17 protein-coding genes are annotated in these 19,483 nt (G+C 70.0%); 14 read left to right on the top strand and 3 right to left on the bottom strand.

The window, feature by feature from the left end:
* The first annotated feature begins 19 nt into the window (after positions 1 to 19).
* From LNW73_RS33230 to LNW73_RS33175, 13 genes are all read left to right on the top strand, one after another.
* Entirely contained in the window at positions 20 to 1,813 is a 1,794-nt protein-coding gene (locus LNW73_RS33230) for a nickel-dependent hydrogenase large subunit (RefSeq protein WP_250973973.1), read from the top strand.
* 1 nt (position 1,814) lies between these two features.
* The gene (locus LNW73_RS36520) at positions 1,815 to 2,807 is read left to right on the top strand and encodes a NifU family protein (RefSeq protein ID WP_250992536.1); all 993 of its coding nucleotides are present in this window, start codon (positions 1,815 to 1,817) and stop codon (positions 2,805 to 2,807) included.
* Between the two features lie 44 nt (positions 2,808 to 2,851).
* Complete coding sequence (locus tag LNW73_RS33220; RefSeq protein ID WP_250992535.1) at positions 2,852 to 3,457, top strand: DUF5947 family protein; 606 nt, start codon at positions 2,852 to 2,854, stop codon at positions 3,455 to 3,457.
* A complete protein-coding gene (locus LNW73_RS33215) occupies positions 3,454 to 4,095 on the top strand; it encodes a DUF6084 family protein (RefSeq protein ID WP_250992534.1) in 642 nt (213 codons plus the stop codon). Before LNW73_RS33220 ends, LNW73_RS33215 begins: the two co-directional genes overlap by 4 nt.
* Positions 4,092 to 5,540 (top strand): hypothetical protein, encoded by a 1,449-nt coding sequence (locus LNW73_RS33210; RefSeq protein WP_250992533.1) that lies wholly within the window; start codon positions 4,092 to 4,094, stop codon positions 5,538 to 5,540. Before LNW73_RS33215 ends, LNW73_RS33210 begins: the two co-directional genes overlap by 4 nt.
* Positions 5,537 to 5,656 (top strand): DUF6893 family small protein, encoded by a 120-nt coding sequence (locus tag LNW73_RS36775; protein WP_374117127.1) that lies wholly within the window; start codon positions 5,537 to 5,539, stop codon positions 5,654 to 5,656. The genes LNW73_RS33210 and LNW73_RS36775 overlap by 4 nt, the downstream gene beginning before the upstream one ends.
* A gap of 87 nt (positions 5,657 to 5,743) precedes the next feature.
* Positions 5,744 to 6,256 (top strand): hydrogenase maturation protease, encoded by a 513-nt coding sequence (locus LNW73_RS33205; protein ID WP_250992532.1) that lies wholly within the window; start codon positions 5,744 to 5,746, stop codon positions 6,254 to 6,256.
* Positions 6,257 to 6,258: 2 nt separating this feature from the next.
* Positions 6,259 to 8,811 (top strand): carbamoyltransferase HypF, encoded by a 2,553-nt coding sequence (gene hypF / locus LNW73_RS33200; protein ID WP_250992531.1) that lies wholly within the window; start codon positions 6,259 to 6,261, stop codon positions 8,809 to 8,811.
* Positions 8,812 to 8,887: 76 nt separating this feature from the next.
* Entirely contained in the window at positions 8,888 to 9,184 is a 297-nt protein-coding gene (locus LNW73_RS33195) for a HypC/HybG/HupF family hydrogenase formation chaperone (RefSeq protein ID WP_250973980.1), read from the top strand.
* Entirely contained in the window at positions 9,181 to 10,284 is a 1,104-nt protein-coding gene (hypD, locus tag LNW73_RS33190; RefSeq protein ID WP_250992530.1) for a hydrogenase formation protein HypD, read from the top strand. Before LNW73_RS33195 ends, hypD begins: the two co-directional genes overlap by 4 nt.
* An 8-nt stretch (positions 10,285 to 10,292) precedes the next feature.
* Positions 10,293 to 11,357, top strand: a complete 1,065-nt coding sequence (gene hypE, locus LNW73_RS33185) for a hydrogenase expression/formation protein HypE (protein ID WP_374118244.1) — start codon at positions 10,293 to 10,295, stop codon at positions 11,355 to 11,357.
* Positions 11,358 to 12,074 carry a DUF6390 family protein gene (locus tag LNW73_RS33180; protein ID WP_250992529.1) on the top strand — a complete coding sequence of 239 codons (717 nt, stop codon included), beginning with the start codon at positions 11,358 to 11,360 and terminating at the stop codon, positions 12,072 to 12,074.
* A gap of 148 nt (positions 12,075 to 12,222) precedes the next feature.
* The gene (locus LNW73_RS33175) at positions 12,223 to 13,884 is read left to right on the top strand and encodes a hydrogenase maturation protein (RefSeq protein ID WP_250992528.1); all 1,662 of its coding nucleotides are present in this window, start codon (positions 12,223 to 12,225) and stop codon (positions 13,882 to 13,884) included.
* Between the two features lie 6 nt (positions 13,885 to 13,890).
* Here LNW73_RS33175 and LNW73_RS33170 read toward each other — a convergent pair whose 3' ends face one another.
* Entirely contained in the window at positions 13,891 to 14,817 is a 927-nt protein-coding gene (locus LNW73_RS33170) for an oxidoreductase (protein WP_250992527.1), read from the bottom strand.
* Between the two features lie 57 nt (positions 14,818 to 14,874).
* Between LNW73_RS33170 and LNW73_RS33165 the strand changes: the two genes are divergently transcribed.
* A complete protein-coding gene (locus LNW73_RS33165; protein WP_250992526.1) occupies positions 14,875 to 15,873 on the top strand; it encodes an ArsR/SmtB family transcription factor in 999 nt (332 codons plus the stop codon).
* 15 nt (positions 15,874 to 15,888) lie between these two features.
* On the opposite strand, the gene LNW73_RS33160 is transcribed toward LNW73_RS33165, so the two are convergent.
* The gene (locus LNW73_RS33160) at positions 15,889 to 16,812 is read right to left on the bottom strand and encodes a haloalkane dehalogenase (RefSeq protein WP_250992525.1); all 924 of its coding nucleotides are present in this window, start codon (positions 16,810 to 16,812) and stop codon (positions 15,889 to 15,891) included.
* 133 nt (positions 16,813 to 16,945) lie between these two features.
* Positions 16,946 to 19,165 (bottom strand): glycoside hydrolase family 3 N-terminal domain-containing protein, encoded by a 2,220-nt coding sequence (locus LNW73_RS33155; RefSeq protein ID WP_250992524.1) that lies wholly within the window; start codon positions 19,163 to 19,165, stop codon positions 16,946 to 16,948.
* Positions 19,166 to 19,483 lie beyond the last annotated feature (318 nt).

Genomic DNA, 19,483 nt, shown 5'->3' with positions numbered 1-19,483 from the left:
AGAAAGATGAGGCGGCGCAATGACCGCGACGCAACGCAAGGGTGGCAGCGGAACCCAGGGCAAAGACGGACTGGTGGAGATGGCGTGGGACCCCATCACCCGCATCGTCGGCAGCCTGGGTATCTACACGAAGATCGACTTCAAGCAGCGTGTGGTCGCGGAATGCCACAGCACGAGCTCCATCTTCCGCGGCTACTCGGTCTTCATGAAGGGCAAGGACCCGCGCGACGCGCACTTCATCACCAGCCGGATCTGCGGGATCTGCGGTGACAACCACGCCACGTGTTCCTGTTACGCGCAGAACATGGCCTATGGGGTGAAGCCGCCGCACCTCGGCGAATGGATCGTCAATCTCGGCGAAGCCGCGGAATACATGTTCGACCACAACATCTTCCAGGAGAACCTGGTGGGGGTCGACTACTGCGAGAAGATGGTCGCCGAGACCAACCCCGGGGTGCTGGAGAAGGCCAATCGGACCGATTCCCCGCACGCGGAAGCCCATGGGTACAAGACCATCGGCGACATCATGCGCTCGCTCAACCCGTTCACCGGCGAGTTCTACCGCGAGGCACTCCAGGTGAGCCGTATGACCCGGGAGATGTTCTGCCTGATGGAGGGCCGCCATGTGCATCCCTCCACGCTCTATCCCGGTGGTGTGGGCACCGTCGCGACGATCCAGCTGATGACCGACTACATCACCCGGCTCATGCGGTACGTCGAGTTCATGAAGAAGGTCGTGCCCATGCACGACGATCTCTTCGACTTCTTCTACGAGGCGCTGCCCGGATACGAGATGGTCGGCAACCGCCGCATTCTGCTCGGCTGCTGGGGATCCTTCCAGGATCCCGAACACTGCAACTTCGAGTACAAGGACATGACCGACTGGGGCCGGAAGATGTACGTGACCCCCGGCGTCGTCGTCGACGGGAAACTGGTCACCACCGACCTGGTCGAGATCAACCTCGGCATCCGCATTCTGCTCGGCTCGTCGTACTACAACGACTGGGAAGAGCAGGAGATGTTCGTGACCCACGACCCGCTCGGCAATCCGGTCGACCGCCGGCACCCGTGGAACCAGCACACCAACCCGCAGCCGCAGAAGCGGGACCTGGGCGACAAGTACAGCTGGGTGATGTCACCGCGCTGGTTCGACGGCAAGGACTACCTCGCCCTCGACACCGGTGGCGGACCGCTGGCCCGCCTGTGGACCACGGCGCTGGCCGGGCTGGTCGACATCGGCTACATCAAGGCCACCGGCAACAGCGTGCAGATCAATCTCCCCAAGACCGCGCTCAAGGGTCCGGTGGAGCTGGAATGGCGCATCCCGCAGTGGAGCAACACCATCGAGCGGAACCGGGCGCGCACCTACTTCCAGGCCTACGCGGCTGCCTGCGCGCTGCACTTCGCGGAGAAGGCGCTCGTGGAGATCCGCGCGGGACGCACGAAGACCTGGGAGAAGTTCGAGGTCCCGGAGGAGGCGGTGGGCTGCGGGTTCACCGAGGCGGTGCGCGGCGTCCTCTCGCACCACCTGGTGATCCGCGACGGCAAGATCGCTAACTACCACCCGTACCCGCCGACTCCGTGGAACGCGAGCCCCCGCGACTCCTACGGCACGCCGGGGCCCTACGAGGACGCGGTGCAGGGCCAGCCGATCTTCGAGGAGAACGACCGGGAGAACTTCAAGGGCATCGACATCATGCGCACGGTGCGCAGCTTCGACCCCTGTCTGCCGTGCGGCGTGCACATGTACCTCGGCGAGGGCAAGAAGATCGAGCGGCTGCACTCCCCCACCCAGTCCGCGGGCGGTGAATGACGTGGCCGAGCACAGCGAAGCATCGCCCGCGCCCGAAGCGGCATCGGCCGGCCCCGTACCGTCCGCCGCCACGCCGTCCGACTGGCGGGCGACCGGTGAGCGCATCGACACCCTGATCGCCGCCAGCGCGTCGGGGGGTGCCATCGCGCGTGAACGCAGCGAGGAACTGGTCCGGCTCGTCACCGATTTCTACGGTGCCGGGCTGGAACAGCTGCTCGACCTCCTTCACGAGCAGGGCCGTCTCACCGATGACGTCCTGGCCTCCTTCGCCGCGGACGAGCTGGTCGCGAGTCTGCTGCTCGTGCACGGCCTGCACCCGTACAGCGTGGAGACCCGCGTCGAGAAGGCGCTGGAGAGCGTACGGCCCTATCTGGGCTCGCACGGCGGCGACGTGGAGCTGCTCGGTGTGTCCGACGACGGTGTGGTGAGGCTGCGGCTGCTCGGCAGCTGCGACGGCTGTCCGTCCTCCTCGGCCACCCTCAAGCTCGCCGTGCAGGGGGCCGTCGAGGCGGCCGCTCCCGAGATCACCACGATCGAGGTCGAGACCACCGCCGACGAGGAGTCCGGAGCCGCCGGGCCGATGGTCCCGGTCGAGGCGCTGTTCTCCCGCCTCCACGAGACCGTTCCCGCTCCTGACGACTCCGGCTCGTCCTGGGAGCTCGTCCCGGAACTGGCCGGCCTCGAATCCGGTGCCGTCACACGGTTCACCGCCGGGCTCGTCCCGGTGCTGGCCTGCCGCATCGGCTCGGACCTGTTCGCCTTCCGGGACCGCTGTGCCCGGTGCGAGCGGCCGCTGGAGGGCGCCGTACTGGCCCGGCGGCTGGGCGGCGCCTCGGGCGACGGGGTGCTGCGGTGTCCCGCCTGCCTTGCGCACTACGACGTGCGGCGGGCCGGTGCCTGCGTCGAGGCGGAGGATCTGCACCTGGACCCGCTGCCACTGCTCGCGGACGGTGCGACCGTCTCGCTCGCCGTACCCACCCCGGCGGCGACATGATCAGCGGAAGCCGCTCGGCGTCACCTGTGGCCTCGCTGCTCCGGGTGACGCGCAACCGTCCGCAGCCGGCCGCCGGAGAACGCTGCGAGATGTGCGCGGAGTCGATCGACCCGGGTCACTCGCATGTGGTGAACCTGGAGAGCCGGGCTCTGATGTGCAGTTGCCGGGCCTGCTACCTGCTGTTCAGCGATCAGGACGCGCACTTGCGCTATCGCGCGGTCCCCGAGCGGTTTCTGTCCTTCGACGGTCCGACCGTCGACGAACGGACCTGGGACACCCTGCAGATCCCGGTCGGGCTGGCCTTCCTGTTCCGCAACTCCATCCAGGACCGCACCATCGCGTTCTATCCGGGTCCTGCGGGCGCCACCGAGTCCGAACTGCCGCTGGACGCCTGGGACACCATCGTGGAGGCCAACCCCGAACTGGCCGTCCTGCGCCCCGATGTGGAGGCGCTGCTGGTGCGCCGGGCAGACGGCGGCGGCGGGTCCTGCCACCTGGTGCCCATCGACGCCTGCTACGAACTGGTCGGCAGGCTCCGGTCCCTGTGGCGCGGCTTCGACGGCGGCCGCGAGGCGCACGACGCGATGGACGTGTTCTTCGCCTACGTGGCGGGGCGCAGCCGGCCCGCGACCCTGGACGACCGGTCGTGAGCGGCCTCGGCTTCTCCGTACTCGACGTCGTCGCCGAGCCGTACGCCGTCGCGCCGCAACTCACCGCGCGGCTGCGGATCGAGGAGGACAGCGGCGAGCGGATCCACGCGATCGTTCTGCGCTGCCAGGTCCGCATCGAGCCGCAGCGACGGCACTACGACGTCGCAGAACAGGACGGGCTGCGCGGGCTGTTCGGGGATCGGGAGCGCTGGTCCGACACCCTCAAGCCCTTCCTCTGGATGCAGTGCAACACAACGGTGCAGGGGTTCACCGGCGCCACCGAGGTGGACCTCGCCCTGCCCTGCACGTACGACTTCGACGTGATCGGCTCCCGTTATCTGCATGCTCTCGGCGAGGGCTCGGTGCCGCTGACCCTGCTCTTCTCGGGCACGGTGTTCACCAAGGGGACCGCCGGCTTCGGTGTACGGCAGGTGCCCTGGGACTGCGAGGCCCGCCATCAGATGCCGGTCACGGTGTGGCGGCGGATGATCGCGTCCTACTTCCCCAACTCCGGCTGGATCAGATTGGACCAGGACGTGCTCGACCGCATCGCCGACTTCCGCGCCAGGCGCGGGCTGATCAGTTGGGACGAGACCGTGCGCACCCTGCTGGCCGACATCGGCGAGGTGGTCCCGTGAACGCGCTGAGCCCCGCCGGCCCGGTGAGCCTCGATCACGTCCGCACGATCGCCGACGCGGTGCTCTACGAGGGGTATCTGCTCTACCCGTACCGGGCGAGTTCGCACAAGAACCAGTCACGCTGGCAGTTCGGAGTCCTCGGGCCGCCGTCCGCGTCCGCCGCGAGCTTCAGCGAGGATCCGGGCATGGAGATGCAGTGCCTGCTCACGGCTCCGCACGAGCCGCCCGGTGGCGTCACGATCCATCTGCGCTTCCTCCAGCTGCAGGTCCGCGAAGTGCAACGGCGCGACGAGGACGGCGGCTACACCCCGGTCGAGCAGCTCGTCGTGGACGGCGTGTCGGTGCTGAGCTGGGACGAGGCGGTGGAGCGGGAAGTCACACTGCCCGCACTCGCCTGGCACCAGGAGCTCGATCAGCTGCACCGCGTCACCGGCGGGTCGGAGACCGAACCCCTGACGGACCTGAGCGGCGCCGAGGTGGGCCGCATCGTGCGCCGCCGGCAGCCACTGGCCGCCCGGATCCGTACCCGCTGGACGGCCGACGACGGATTCGTCCGGCTGTCGGTGTCGGTGGACAACGAGCACCCGGACACCGCCTCCGACAAGGACTCCGCGATCCGCGCCTCGCTGATCGGCTCGCACCTGCTCCTGCAGGCGCACGGGGCCGGGTTCGTCTCCCTGCTCGAGCCCGCCGACGAGGCGGCCGGTGCGGCCGGCCGCTGTCGGCAGCGGCGGTGCTGGCCGGTGCTGGCCGGCCCGAGCGGGTCCACCGACACCGTGCTGGGTGCGCCCATCATCCTGTACGACTACCCGGAGGTGGCGGAACAGAGCGCCGGCGCCCTGTTCGACTCCACGGAGATCGACGAGATCCTGACGCTTCGTGTGATGACCATGACCGACGCGGAGAAGGCGGAGGCCCGGGCCACCGACCCCCGGGCACGGGAGATCATCGATCGCTGCGACGGCATGTCGCCCGCGGACCTGCAACAGCTCCACGGTCTGCTGCGCGATCCGCACGCCCCGCGGTCGGCTCCCGCGGGTCCGTCCCCCGCCGGTCCGTCTCCTGCCGACACGTCGGCCCCCTTCGACTCCGACCCCTTCGACACCGGTGGCGTCCCCTGGTGGGATCCCGCGACCGATGCCGCGGTGCGGCCGGAGTCCGACGCGGTCGTCATCGACGGCGTCCGGGTGGCGAAGGGCAGCCTCGTCCGGGTGCACCCGTCCCGCCGCGCCGACGCGCAGGACCTGTTCTTCGCCGACCAGGTGGCTCGGGTGACCGCGGTGCTCTCGGATGTCGACGGAGCGGTGCACGTCGCCCTGGTCCTCGTCGACGATCCGGCCTCGGACCTGCACGACTGGTACGGCCGTTACTTCTACTTCGCCCCCGACGAGCTGGAACCCCTGCCCGTCGAGAGCCCCATGGAACACCGAGAGGAGACCCCATGAGAACCCTGGGCATGATCACCACAGGCGTGGCCGCGGCCGTGGCGCTGGTCGCCGTGGCTGTGGGAGTGAAATCGATCCCCGACATCCGCAGGTATCTGAGAATGCGTTCGATGTGAGCGAGGGAGCGGGCCCGGTCGCGGGCGTGCCCCGCGCACAGCAGGCGCCCGTGTCCACCGCCCCGGCCACCGAAGGTCAGTCCTGACGTGGCCGGCGGCGTGCTGGTCGCGGGCGTCGGCAATCTCTTTCTCGGCGATGACGGCTTCGGACCGGAGGTGGTGCGCCGGCTGGCCGGACCCGACGGCCTCCCGCCACGGGTCCAGGTGGTCGACTACGGGATCCGCGGTATGCATCTCGCCTATGACCTGCTCAACGGGTACGACGCCCTGGTGCTGGTCGACACCTACCCCGGAGGCGGGCCTGCCGGGGAGGTGACGGTGCTGGAGATCACCGCTGAGCACCTCGGTACGGGTGAATTCGACGCGCATGGCATGAATCCGGTGTCAGTTCTGGCAAATCTGGATCAATTGGGCGGTACTCTTCCCGTCACCTACCTCGTGGGCTGTACTCCCGCCGGAATCGAAGAGGGCATCGGGCTCAGTGAGGCTGTCTGCGCCGCGGTACCCGACGCGATCGAGGCGGTGCACCGGCTGATCCGTCGTCTGCTGCCGCCCGAACCCACCGAGACCGCCCCGTCCGCCGTTCCCCGGAGGTCCTGATCATGTGCCTTGGCATTCCCGGTCAAGTGGTGGAGATCGTGGACGGGTTCGCCGGGCAGCTCGCACTGGTCGACGTGGAGGGCGCGCAGCGGCGGATCAACATCGGCATGCTCGACGAGGCACCCGGCCCCGGCGACTGGGTCCTGCTGCACATGGGCTTCGCGATGGAGATCATCGACCAGGAGAAGGCCCGCGAGGCCCTCTCGGGCCTGGAGATGATGGGCCAGGCCCGCACCCGCCGGACCCGGCGCCGGTTCGAGGTGCACGGTGTCGTCCAGGGTGTGGGGTTCAGGCCCTTCGTCTACGTCACCGCCTCGGAACTGGCCCTCGCCGGCTCGGTGGCGAACACCAGCGCGGGTGTGGTCGTCGAGGTCGAGGGCGACGCGGAGGCGGTGGCGGAGTTCGGGCGGCGGCTGCGCACGGACGCCCCTCCGCTCGCCATCGTGGAGAGCGTGCGGGATTCCGAGCAGCCGACGCGTGGCGGTACGGAGTTCACCATCGAGGACTCCAGCGACGGCGGCCGCGCCCGCACGCTCGTCTCCCCCGATGTCGCCACCTGCGAGGACTGCCTCACCGAGATGGGTGACCCGGAGAACCGCCGGTACCGCCATCCGTTCATCACGTGCACCCACTGCGGCCCCCGTTTCACGATCGTCACCGGTACCCCGTACGACCGGGCCGCCACGACCATGGCGGCGTTCGACATGTGCGACGACTGCCGGGCGGAGTACGACGATCCGGCGGACCGCCGGTTCCACGCCCAGCCGATCGCCTGTCACGCCTGCGGACCCCGGCTGGAATTGATCCGCAAGGACGGCGGGCACCCGGAGCACGGTGCGGACGCCCTGCGAGCCGCACGGGAACTGCTCTCCGACGGCAGGATCCTCGCGATCAAGGGACTCGGCGGGTACCACCTCGCGTGCGACGCCCGCAACGACGCGGCCGTGGCCGAGCTGCGACGCCGTAAGCAGCGCGGTGGCAAGCCGTTCGCGGTCATGGTCTCCGGTCCCGAGGTCGCCGAACAGCTGGTGACCATGACCGGGGAGGAGTGGGAGCTGCTCTCCGGCATCCGCAAGCCGATCGTGCTCCTGCCCCGGCTCCGGAAGGAGCCGGGGGCCGGGGTCTCCGACGCCGTGGCGCCGGGCAACCCCGACCTCGGGCTGCTGCTCCCCTACACCCCGTTGCACGTTCTGCTCTTCGGGATCGGGGACGATCGGCCGGGCCCGGACGCGCTGGTGATGACCTCCGCGAATCTGTCCGGCGAGCCCATCGTCACCGACGACGCCGAATCCCTCACCACCCTGGCTCCGCTGGTCGACGGCTGGCTGCGGCACGACCGGCCCATCCATGTCCCGTGCGACGACTCGGTCAGCCGGTTCGTCGCGGGTGCGGAGCTCCCGATCCGCAGATCCCGCGGCTACGCGCCGCTGCCCCTCGCGCTGCCGTTCGACGTACCGCCGACACTCGCGGTCGGCGCGGACCTGAAGAACACCTGCGCGCTCGGGGAAGGCCGCTACGCCTGGGTCAGTCAGCACATCGGCGACATGGACGACCTGTCCACCGTCGAGGCACTGACCAGGACCGAGAGCCACCTCGAACGCCTCACCGGCGTCGACCCCCGCCAGCTGGTGGCCGACCGGCATCCCGACTACCGGTCAGGCGACTGGGCCCGTACCCACGCACACGACAGGCCGGTGCGAACGGTGCAGCACCACCACGCGCACATCGCGTCCGTGATGGGCGAGCACGGGCTGGGCGCCGGCGAGAGCGTGATCGGCGTCGCCTTCGACGGCACCGGCTACGGAACCGACGGCGCGGTCTGGGGCGGCGAGGTACTGATCGCCGACTACAAGTCGTTCCGCAGGGCGGCACACCTCGGCTACGTGCCCCTGGCGGGCGGCGACGCCAGTGTGCTGCGCCCCTACCGGATGGCGCTCGCCCACCTGCGCGCCGCCGGGGTCGCCTGGGAGGACGACCTGCCGGCCGTCGCCGCCTGCCCCTCCAGAGAACGCGACGTCCTGGCACACCAGTTGGAGAGCGGCTTCGGCTGTGTGCCCACCTCGAGCATGGGCCGGCTCTTCGACGCCGTCGCCTCGCTGACCGGGGTCCGGCAGCAGGTGGAGTACGAGGCCGAAGCGGCCATCGCGCTGGAAGGCCTGGCCCGCGCCGCATCGGCGGACGGCGACGGGACGGAGAGCCGCTACGCCTTCGCCGTCCGGTCCGCGAACGGCGCGCATCCCGCCGTCGCCGACCCGGGGCCGGTGATCCGCGCGGTGGTGCACGACGTACGCGCCGGGACCTCCGCGGAACGTATCGCCGCCCGCTTCCACACGTCCGTCGCCGTACTCATCGTCGACCTCGCGGAGATCTGCCGTGCGCAGAGCGGCCTGGAGGTGGTGGCACTCGGTGGCGGTGTCTTCCAGAACGCCGTGCTGCTGGAGGAGGCGCAGCGCATGCTGACCGGCCGGGGGTTCACCGTCCTGCGGCCGCGGCTGCTCCCCCCGAACGACGGTGGCATCGCCCTCGGCCAGCTGCTGATCGCCGCTTCGGGCTGACCCCCGGGGCTCGGACGGATCCACCGGGCTCCACCCGGATACCCAGGGATTTCGGGATTCACAGAGAAGAGGGACCATGTGTCTGGCAGTTCCGGGGCGTGTCCTCAGTACCGCCGAAGTCGACGGCACCTTGATGGCCCAGGTCGATTTCGGCGGGGTGCAGAAAGAGGTGTGCCTGCAGTACATCCCCGATGTGACGATCGGTGAGTACGTCGTCGTGCATGTCGGGTTCGCCATCCAGCGCCTCGACGAGCGGTCGGCCCAGAACACCCTGGCCGACTTCGAGCGGCTCGGAATCCTGGCGGAGGAGTTCGGCGACGGGTTCGAACTCGCGGCCAAGCACAAGGAAGCCCCGGAAGGAGCCGGCAGATGAAGTATCTCGACGAGTTCAGCGACCCTGACCTGGCGAAGAAGCTCCTGGACCAGATCCATGCCGCCACCACCCGGCAGTGGGCCATGATGGAGGTCTGCGGGGGTCAGACCCATTCGATCATCCGGCACGGCATCGACCAACTGCTGCCCGACGGAGTTGAGTTGATCCATGGACCGGGTTGCCCCGTCTGTGTGACACCACTGGAGATCATCGACCGGGCGCTGGCCATCGCGGCCCGCCCGGGAGTCATCTTCTGCTCCTTCGGCGACATGCTGCGCGTGCCGGGCAGCAGCCAGGACCTGTTCGCCGTCAAGAGCGCCGGCGGGGACGTCCGAGTGGTGTACTCGCCGCTGGACGCACTGAAACTGGCCCGGGAGAACCCGGACCGGGAGGTCGTCTTCTTCGGGATCGGCTTCGAGACGACCGCGCCGGCCAACGCGATGACCGTGTACCAGGCCAAGCGCCTGGGGGTGCGGAACTTCTCGCTGCTGGTCTCCCATGTCCTGGTGCCGCCGGCCATCGGGGCCATCATGGAATCCTCCACCTGCCGGGTGCAGGCCTTCCTCGCCGCAGGGCATGTGTGCAGCGTGATGGGTACCTCCGAGTACCCGCCGCTGGCGGAGAAGTACCAGGTCCCCATCGTGGTCACCGGCTTCGAGCCGCTGGACATCCTCGAAGGCATCCGCCGGACGGTCATCCAGCTCGAAGAGGGCCGCCACGAACTGGAGAACGCCTACCCCCGCGCGGTACGCGACGAGGGCAACGTCCCCGCCATGGAGATGCTGCGCGATGTGTTCGAGGTGACCGACCGGACGTGGCGGGGCATCGGGATGATCCCGCGGAGCGGCTGGAAACTGTCCGCGAAATACCGCGAGTTCGATGCCGAGCTCCGGTTCGACGTGACCGGCATCCATACGGCCGAGTCGGCGCTGTGCAGGGCGGGCGAGGTCCTTCAGGGGCTGATCAAGCCGCATGAGTGCGCGGCGTTCGGCAAGGAGTGCACCCCGCGCAACCCGCTGGGCGCGACGATGGTGTCGTCCGAGGGCGCCTGTGCCGCGTACTACACCTACCGCCGACTGGAACTGGTCGATGCCAAGTGACTGATGCGATGCACCGTGTGGGCGACCTCGATTTCGAGAGCTGGGTCTGCCCCGTCCCGCTGCGGGACACTCCGACCATCGTGATGGGGCACGGAGGCGGCGGGGTGATGTCCGGGGAACTGGTCGAGCATCTGTTCCTGCCCGCGTACGGCGCGGCCGCGGCGGCGGAACTGGGCGACTCGGCCGTCCTGTCCATCGGCGGCACCCGGCTCGCCTTCTCCACCGACTCGTTCGTGGTGAAGCCGATGTTCTTCCCCGGCGGGTCGATCGGTGACCTGGCCGTGAACGGAACCGTCAACGACCTGGCGATGTCGGGCGCGACACCGCTGTTCCTCTCCACCGCCTTCATCCTCCAGGAGGGCACCGAACTGAGTGAACTCGGCCGGATCGCCGAGGCGATGGGCACGGCCGCGCAGGCCGCGGGCGTCCGTCTGGTCACCGGGGACACCAAGGTCGTCGACAGCGCCAGCGGTGACGGCGTCTACATCAACACCGCGGGCATCGGGGTGATCGCCGACGGGGTCGACATCGACCCGCGTCGCGCGCGGCCCGGCGACGCCGTGCTCATCAGCGGCGACATCGGGGTGCACGGTGTGGCGGTGATGAGCTGCCGCGAGGGTCTGGAGTTCGGCACCACCGTGGAGAGCGACACCGCCGCCCTGCACGGCCTGGTCGCCGGCATGATCGCCACGGGTGCGGATCTGCATGTCCTGCGCGACCCGACCCGCGGCGGGGTCGCGGCCTCGCTGAACGAGATCGCCCGTGCGTCGGCGGTCGGCATCGACCTCGTGGAACGGGACCTGCCCGTCCCGCAGACGGTGCGGGACGCCTGCAGTCTCCTCGGGCTCGATCCGCTGCAGGTGGCGAACGAGGGCAAGCTGCTCGCCATCGTGCCCGCCGAGTCGGCGGATCAGGTGCTGGAGGCGCTGCGGGCGCACCCGCTGGGCCGGTCGGCGCGCCGGATCGGCACCTGCGGAGCGGATCACCCCGGGATGGTGGTCGCCAGGACCGGGCTGGGCGGTACCCGGGTGATCGGCCTTCCCATCGGCGAACAGCTCCCGAGGATCTGCTGAATGAGCGCTCGGGGCGCGCTCCTGTTCGCGCGATACGCCTACCCGCCCAACGAGCTCGGCTACTGCGGTCCTGCCGACGCGTCCGCCCTGCTCGACTCCGGCGCGATCGCCGGAATCGAGCGGCGGGCGCGGCAGTTCGAGGGCGCCTGGTGCTACCTCGAATTCCTCGCGGAAGCGGCCGGAATCGCCGATCCGCTCGACGAGCGGGTGGTCGAGGCCTACTGGATCGGCAACGACCTGCTGGAACAGGCCGATTCCGCGGCATTGGTGGACCGCATGCTGGACCGGTTCCGTGGCCAGATCGGCGGCACCTGGCGCGAGGCCGCACACCGCGCCCTCGCCCACCACAGCTTCCAGGTCTTCGACGTCTACCCGTGGGCGCACCTGCTCCGCACGGGCAACAACCCGACCGCTCTGACCGTCCTCGACCAATGCCGCATCCGCACCGGTGTCGTCCTGAACGTCCACGGTGAGTCGGCGACCGTCACCTCCAGCCCGCTGAACTGGAGCGGGACCACGGTCGGGACCGGGCCGCAGCGGCAGGAGGTGGTGCGCTGGTCGACCGGCGGCAGGACACTGCTCGACGGGCTCGCCCCCGGCGACCGCGTCGCCCTGCACTGGGACTGGGTGTGCGACGTGCTCACCGAGGACCAGGTCGCACGCGTCGAGTCCCTGGAGGCCCGACAGCGCGACACGCACAGCAGCATGGCTCGGTGAGGGTGGAACCGGGCGGGTGACGGGGCCATGTGGCGCCGTCGTTCGGGTGACCTTGCGGGCGCGCGTCGGTCGTGGGCGGCGGCCGGCGCGCAAGGATCTCCGGTCAGGGTCCTCACCTTCCCTCCCACGGGATCCGCTGGAGGTCGCCATGAACATCCTGCTGCTCGCCGGTGCGTTCAACAGCCTGACGCAGCGCGTGTACGTCGAGCTGTCGGACCGGGGCCACACCGTTGCGGTGGAACACTCCTGCGAGGAGGGGGCGCTGCGCGACGCGCTGGAACGGCACCGGCCGGCGCTGATCGTGGCACCGATGCTCAAGGAGGCGATCCCGGAGCAGGTGTGGTCCGCGCACACCTGCCTGATCGTGCACCCGGGCCCGCTGGGCGACCGCGGGCCGTCCTCGCTCGACTGGGCCGTGCAGGAAGGCGTCGACCAGTGGGGCGTGACCGTTCTGCGCGCCAACGCCGAGATGGACGCCGGGGACGTCTGGGCCTCGGTGTCCTGTTCGCTTCCCCAGGTGGGCAAGAGCGATCTGTACCGCAATGAGGTCTCCGACGCGGCGCTCGAAGCCGTGCTGCTGGCCGTGGAACGCTTCGCCTCGGGCACCTTCGTCCCCCGCTCGCAGAGTGACCCGGACGAGGGGATCACCGTCACCGCCCGGCCCTGTCTGCGCCAGGAGACACGGCGTATCGACTGGGCCGCGGACAGCACCGAGACGGTGGCCCGCAAGCTGCGCTCCGCCGACTCGCAGCCAGGGGTCCTGGATGATCTCCTCGGCGCTCAGTGGTTCCTGCACGGCGGCCACCCCGAGGACGCCCTGACAGGCGCCCCCGGCGACGTACTGGCCACCCGCGCGGGCGCGATCTGCCGCGCGACCCGTGACGGCGCCGTATGGATCCCGCGGCTGCGGCCACGACGGGTTCCGGGGCAGCCGCCGACGTTCTCGCTGCCCGCGACAACCGCCCTGGGGGAACGGCTGCCGCCGGTGCCGGAACTGCCCTTCCCCCTCGACGGCACACCCGACGGCCGCCGCACCTGGACCGACATCCACTACCGCGAGCACGGGGACACCGGTTTCCTCGGATTCTCGTTCCCCGGCGGCGCGATGAGCACGACCCACTGCCGACGTCTGCTGGCCGCCTACCGCTACGCGTGCACGCGGCCGACGTCGGTGCTGGTCCTGGGTGGCGGCCGGGACTTCTTCTCCAACGGCATCCACCTCAACGTCATCGAGGCCGCGCCCGATCCGGCCGCGGAGTCCTGGGCCAACATCAACGCGATCGACGACGTGGTGCAGGCGATCCTGACCACGACGGACCGCTATGTGATCTCCGCGCTGGGCGGCAACGCGGCGGCGGGCGGGGTGATGCTGGCCCTGGCCGCTGACGAGGTCTGGTGCAGGACCGGCGTCGTACTCAACCCGCACTACCGGCGGATGGGACTGTATGGCTCGGAGTACTGGACGTACTCCCTGCCGCGCCGGGTCGGCGCCTCGGTCGCCGAGCAGCTCACCGAGCGGGCGCTACCGGTGAGCGCCGCGACCGGGCAGCGGCTCGGGCTGGTGGACCGGTTGTTCGACACCGGCCCGGGGGAATTCGCCGGGCAGGTCGGCGAATTCGCCGCGCGGCTGGCCGCCATGCCTTCGACCATGACCCGGATCGCGGCGAAGAAGGCGGAGCGTGACGCCGCGGAGGCGGCGAAGCCGCTGGCTGCATACCGCGAGGAGGAACTCAGCCGGATGCGGCAGATCTTCGACGACCCCGGCCGGCCGTACCACGCTCTCCGACGGGCCTTCGTCCACAAGGTGTGACGCCGCCTACACCCCGCCCTGGTGGAAGGCGTCCAGGACGGCCAGTTCGCCCTCGGACAGGCGCAGTGCTCCGGCGGCCACGTTCTCCTCGACGTGGTCCGGGTTTCCGGTGCCGGGGATGGCCAGCACCTGCGGACCGCGGTGCAGCGTCCACGCGAGCCGGACCTGCGCCGTGCTCGCCCCGTGGGCGCGCGCCACGGCGAGCACCGCCTCGCCGTCGGCGCCGCCGGCGCCGGCCTCGCGCCCGGCTCCGGCGATCGCGTAGAACGGCACGAACGCGACACCCTGCTCACCGCAGAGCCGGACGAACTCGTCCTGGTCGGGCCGTACCCCGAGGCCGTACAGGTTCTGTACGCACACCACCGGCGCGATGGCCCGGGCCTCGGCGAGGTGTTCCGGGCGCACGTTGGACAGGCCCAGATGGCGGATGAGCCCGGCGTCGCGCAGCCGGGCCAGTGCGCCGAAGCGCTCGGCGATCGAATCCGTGCCGACGATCCGCAGGTTCACCACGTCGAGGTGGTCGCGGCCGAGCTGGCGCAGGTTCTCCTCGACCTGGCCGCGGAGTTGCTCAGGCGTGGCGTGGGGCTGCCACGCACCCGACGCGTCCCGGCTCGGGCCGACCTTGGTGGTGATGACGAGGTCGTCCGGATAGGGGGCCAGTGCCTGGTTGATCAGCTCGTTGGCGGAGCGCAGCGGCGAGAAGTAGAACGCGGCGGTGTCGATGTGGTTCACCCCGAGCTCAACGGCGCGCCGCAGCACACCGATCGCGCGGCCGCGATCGCTGGGGGCGGCACCGGCCTCGAACGCCGCGCCGTTCTGCGTCAGCCGCATCGCGCCGAAGCCGATCCGGTTGACGGTGAGGTCGCCGAGCACCCAGGTGCGCTGGTCCGTTGGGGGTGTCATGGTCGTTGCGGTCATCGTCCGTGAGGTCATGCCGGGATGATGGCCGCCCTGTAGGCTACGGGCCATTGATTAAGGTATGTCTGAATCATGGGAGGGACCGTGCTGGCGGAGCTGGCGTTCTCCGCGAGCGATCTGGCACAGATGCGCTTCTCCATCTCCCCGATGTGGGAGGCCGGAACGAGCTTCCGGCTGCTGAGTTCGGGCTCCGCCCATCCGGTGCACCAGCCCTGGATCGAGCAGGTCCGGCCGCGGGTCGCGGCCGCCGGCCTGGACCGGGGCTGGCTCGCCGAGCTGATCCCGCCCACGGGTTACGTTCCCGACTTCCTCAACCCGGCGCCGATAGGACCGGCCCCCACGCTGGCGGAGGAGCTGGCCGGCGTTCTGGCCACACCGGTCGACCGGGTACGCCGGGAACTCGACCGCATCCAGGAGGACCAGGGTCCTCCCGGCCCGCGCCTGCGGGCCCTGTACGCCGAACCGCAGGCCCGCATGGTCCGGGTCGCGGAAGAGATCGAGACCTATTGGGAAGTGGCGATCGCCCCCTACTGGGCGCGGATCCGGGCCGTGCTCGACGCTGATGTGTTCTACCGGGCCCGGCAGGTCGCGGAACACGGCGTGGGCCGCCTCTTCAACGATCTGCACACGTCGGTGAGCTGGGACGAGAACGCGCTACGGCTCGCCCGCCGGCAGCGGACGCTGTCCCGGCAGACCGCCGGGGCGGGACTGCTGCTGATTCCGTCGGCCTTCACCGGCCCGGGCCTGCTCACCCGGGTCACACTGCCGGAGCCGCCACAACTGGCCTATCCTGCGCGCGGCATCGGCGCGTTGTGGGAGTCCCGGCCCATCCCGCGGACCGACGCCCTCGCGGCCGTGCTCGGCCGCTCGCGGACCCTGCTGCTGACCGAACTGGAGACTCCGGCCTCCACCACGGACCTGGCCCGCCGTACGGGGCTCACCGCACCCGCGGCGTCCCAGCACCTCACCGCCCTGCGCGATGCGGGCCTGGTCAGCGCCCACCGGGCCGGCCGCTCGGTGCTCTACGCCCGCACGTCCGTGGCCGACGCCGTCCTCGCCGCCGCGCCGTAGAGCCGGACCCACCCGCTACGCCGACCGGCTCTCCTGAGCCACTCGCGCCCTGCTCCGCTCCTGGCCGGCGCCGTTCGAGGTCAGCCCGTGTGCGGTCAGCCAGCGGGCGATCGCCTGGCCGATCGCGTCGGGCTGGTCCTCGGGGGCATGGTGCCCGGCCGGGCCGCAGTGCTCGACCTCCAGGGCGGCGATGTTCTCCCGGCTCCAGGCGATCATGTCCTCGCCGATCAGCAGGGTGGGTGAGGAGTCGAAGGTCAGCAGCAGCTTGGGGACGTCGGCGCTGGCGGCGAGCCAGGTGTCGTAGTCGGTGATGCGGGCGACGACGTCGGCCGGTTCGCCGTCGATCGGCATCATGCGCGGCCAGGCCAGCAGGGGGCGGCGGCTGCGCGGGGTCGGGTAGGGGGCGCGATAGGGCTGGACTTCGGCCTCGCTGAGCGGGGTCAGGACGCCGCCCTTGAAGGCGGTCTCGATGAAGACGTTCTCCTCGAGCACCAGTTGCTCACCGACTCCGGGGGTGCGGAACGCCTCGAACCGGGAGCGTGCGGGCGGCGGCATCTCCTCGGAGGACAGCGGCTTGAGCATGGTCTCCAGCAGGGCGATGCCGCGCACCCGCTCCGGGTGACGGGCTGCCCAGTCCAGAGCCAGGGCGCCGCCCCAGTCGTGGCCGACCAGGACGGCCTCGCGCAGCTCCAGTGCCTCGAACCAGGCGTCCAGATAGCGGGCCTGGTCGGCGAAGCTGTAATCGATGTCGGGCTTGCCCGAGGCGCCCATGCCGATCAGGTCCGGCGCCAGCGCACGGGCCTGTCCTGCGATGTGCGGGGTGACGTTGCGCCACAGGTGCGAGGAGGTCGGGTTGCCGTGCAGGAACACCACGGGCAGGCCGCCTTCGCCGCTCTCGGCGTAGGCGATGTGGGAATCGATGACGCTGACGGTGACCATGGGACGACGCTATACCGTTAGTGCCACTAACGTAAAGGAGAGGAGAAGTGATCCGGACGGCGCGGGCGCCGGTGACCGGTCGCGAGGAGCGGCGCGGGCACCGGCGCCCGGGAAGTGCGGCCGGACGGCCTCGTCAGTGCGCGAACTGGAACCAGTTCAGATTGACCAGGTCACCGGAGCCGCTGGTGGTGAACGTGACGTAGACGGCGTGCACCCCCGTCGCCGACCCGGTCAGGGCGGTCGTTCTGCTGGCCCAGTTCTGCCACCCGCCCGTACTGCCGACCGGCACGCTCGCGACCACCGGACCCGTCGTACTGTCGAGCCGGTACTGCACCGTGCCCGTGACTCCCGCGCCCGAGGCCAACCGCGTGGTGACCGAGGCCGCGCCGGTCGCGCCGAAGTCGAGACTGCCGTAGTCGATCCAGTCGCCGGCCGCGATGTAACCCACATCGGTACCGCCACCGGTGTCGGTGCAGGCCTCGTTCTGCGTACCCGACTGGGATGCGAAAGTCTCCGCCTGCGTCAGCTGGTAGGCGCTGGGCGCCGGAACGGCACCGTAGGTGAGACCGAAGCCGTACGGGAACAGCGCGGGCTTGCCGTCGCCGTCGTTGATCGGCTGCTGACTCGCGGACTGCATCCAGGTGTCGGGCAGTTTGCCGGTGGGCGCGTAGTCGCCGAACAGCACATCCGAGACGCCGTTGCCCTCGGTTCCCGGCAGCCATGCCTCGACGAGCGCGTTCCAGTTCGGCAGCTGGCCGGCGAGATCCATCGGCCGTCCCGAGACGATCACGACGACGACCGGGACTCCCGTCGCCCGCAGTTTGGCGATGGTGTTCAGATCGGCGGTGCTCAGGCCCATGCCGCTCGGGCGGTCACCGGCCCCCTCTGCGTACGGGGTCTCGCCGACGACGGCGATCGCGACCTTGTACGAGCTGTCGATCCCGGTCCCGGCCTGGTTGTAGGTGACGGTGCTGCCGGTGGCCGCCTGGGCACGGATGCCCTGCAGGATCGTCGTGCCCGTCGTCGTCGCACCGCTTGCGCCCTGCCATGAGATCGTCCAGCCGCCGCTCTGGTTGCCGATGTTGTCGGCGTTCGAGCCCGCCACGAAGATCTTGTTGTTCGTCTTCGCCAAAGGCAGCACGTTGCCGGAGTTCTTCAGCAGCACCTGGGACTCGCGGACGGCCTGGCGGGCGGTGGCCCGGTGCGCCGCGTTGCCGACGGTCGAGGTGTAGCCGCGGTCGGTCAGCGGGTGCTCGAACAGACCCAGCTCGAACTTCTTGGTCAGGATGCGGCGGTTCGCGTCGTCGATTCTCGACATGGGCACGCGCCCGGCCTGCACCTCGCCGCGCAGCATGCTGATGAACGACTTCCAGGCGGTGGGCACCATGACCATGTCGATCCCGGCGTTGACCGCCTGAGCGACCTCGGCCGCGGTGAACCCGGCCTGGCCGTCGATCTGGTCGATACCGTTCCAGTCCGACACGACGAATCCGGAGAAGCCCAGTTCGCCCTTGAGCAACGTAGTGATCAGGTACTGGTTGCCGTGGTCCTTGACCCCGTTCCAGCTGTTGTACGAGATCATGACCGAGCCGACGCCCTTCTGCACCGCGGCCTGGAACGGCGGCAGGTGGATCGCCCGCAGCTCGGCCTCGCTGATCTGGGTGTTGCCCTGGTCGGTGCCGTTGGTCGTGCCGCCGTCGCCGATGAAGTGCTTCGCCGTGGCGAGCACGGACGCCGCGCCGCCGAGCGTGCCGCCCTGCAGACCGGTGATGTACGTGCTCATGGACGTGGCGATCTCCGGCTTCTCGCCGAACGATTCGTAGGTGCGGCCCCACCGGTCGTTACGCGCCACACAGAGGCAGGGTGAGAAGTCCCAGTCGATGCCGGTGCCCGAGACCTCCTCGGCCGTCGCCCGGCCGATCTGCTGCACCAGCGCCGGGTCGCGGGTGGCGCCCAGTCCGATGTTGTGCGGGAAGATCGTGGCGCCGGCCACGTTGTTGTGGCCGTGCACCGCGTCCACGCCGTAGATCAGCGGGATGCCGAGGCGGCTGGCCACCGACGCGTTCTGGAAACCGTCGTACATGTCGGCCCAGCTCGTCGCGTTGTTCGGGGACGGGGCCGAGCCGCCGCCGGACAGCAGCGAGCCGAGGGCGAAGTCGGTGATGTCGGCGTTGCTGACGCTCGCCCGCTCGGCCTGGGTCATCTGGCCGATCTTCTCGTCCAGCGTCATCGTCGCCAGCAGTCTGCTGACGCGCGTCGCGACGGGCAGCGAGGGGTCCGGATAAGGCTCGTGCGCCGAGGCGCCCTGCGGAACGGCGAGGATGGTGGCCACCAGCGCGAACGTGACCGCCACCGGAACCCGGTGACGCAGCGCCGACATCATCCTGGATCTGCGTAACCCGCCCGTTGCATACGTCAATTCGGGTCTTCCTCCACTATTGCCGTTCACCCTACGGATCGTGGTTCAGCCGGCCGTAAGCCGCCCGCAACAGAATTGCGTCTGCGGGGAAGGCGGTCAATGGTTCAGACCTTGAAGTTGGGAGCGGAATCAAGCCATTCGACGGCGTCAGGAGCCACCGGACACGACCCGCGGTCGCGCCTCAGGGTCACCGGGCCGCTCCGGCGTCTACGCTACGGTCGGCGGATCCACGTACAGCGGCGGTGCACCGCG

Origin of the sequence: Streptomyces sp. RKAG337, assembly GCF_023701715.1 — a bacterium.
Classification (GTDB): Bacteria; Actinomycetota; Actinomycetes; order Streptomycetales; family Streptomycetaceae; genus Actinacidiphila.
The sequence above is the reverse complement of the archived record's forward strand: the minus strand, read 5'-3'. Positions and strand labels throughout refer to the sequence as shown.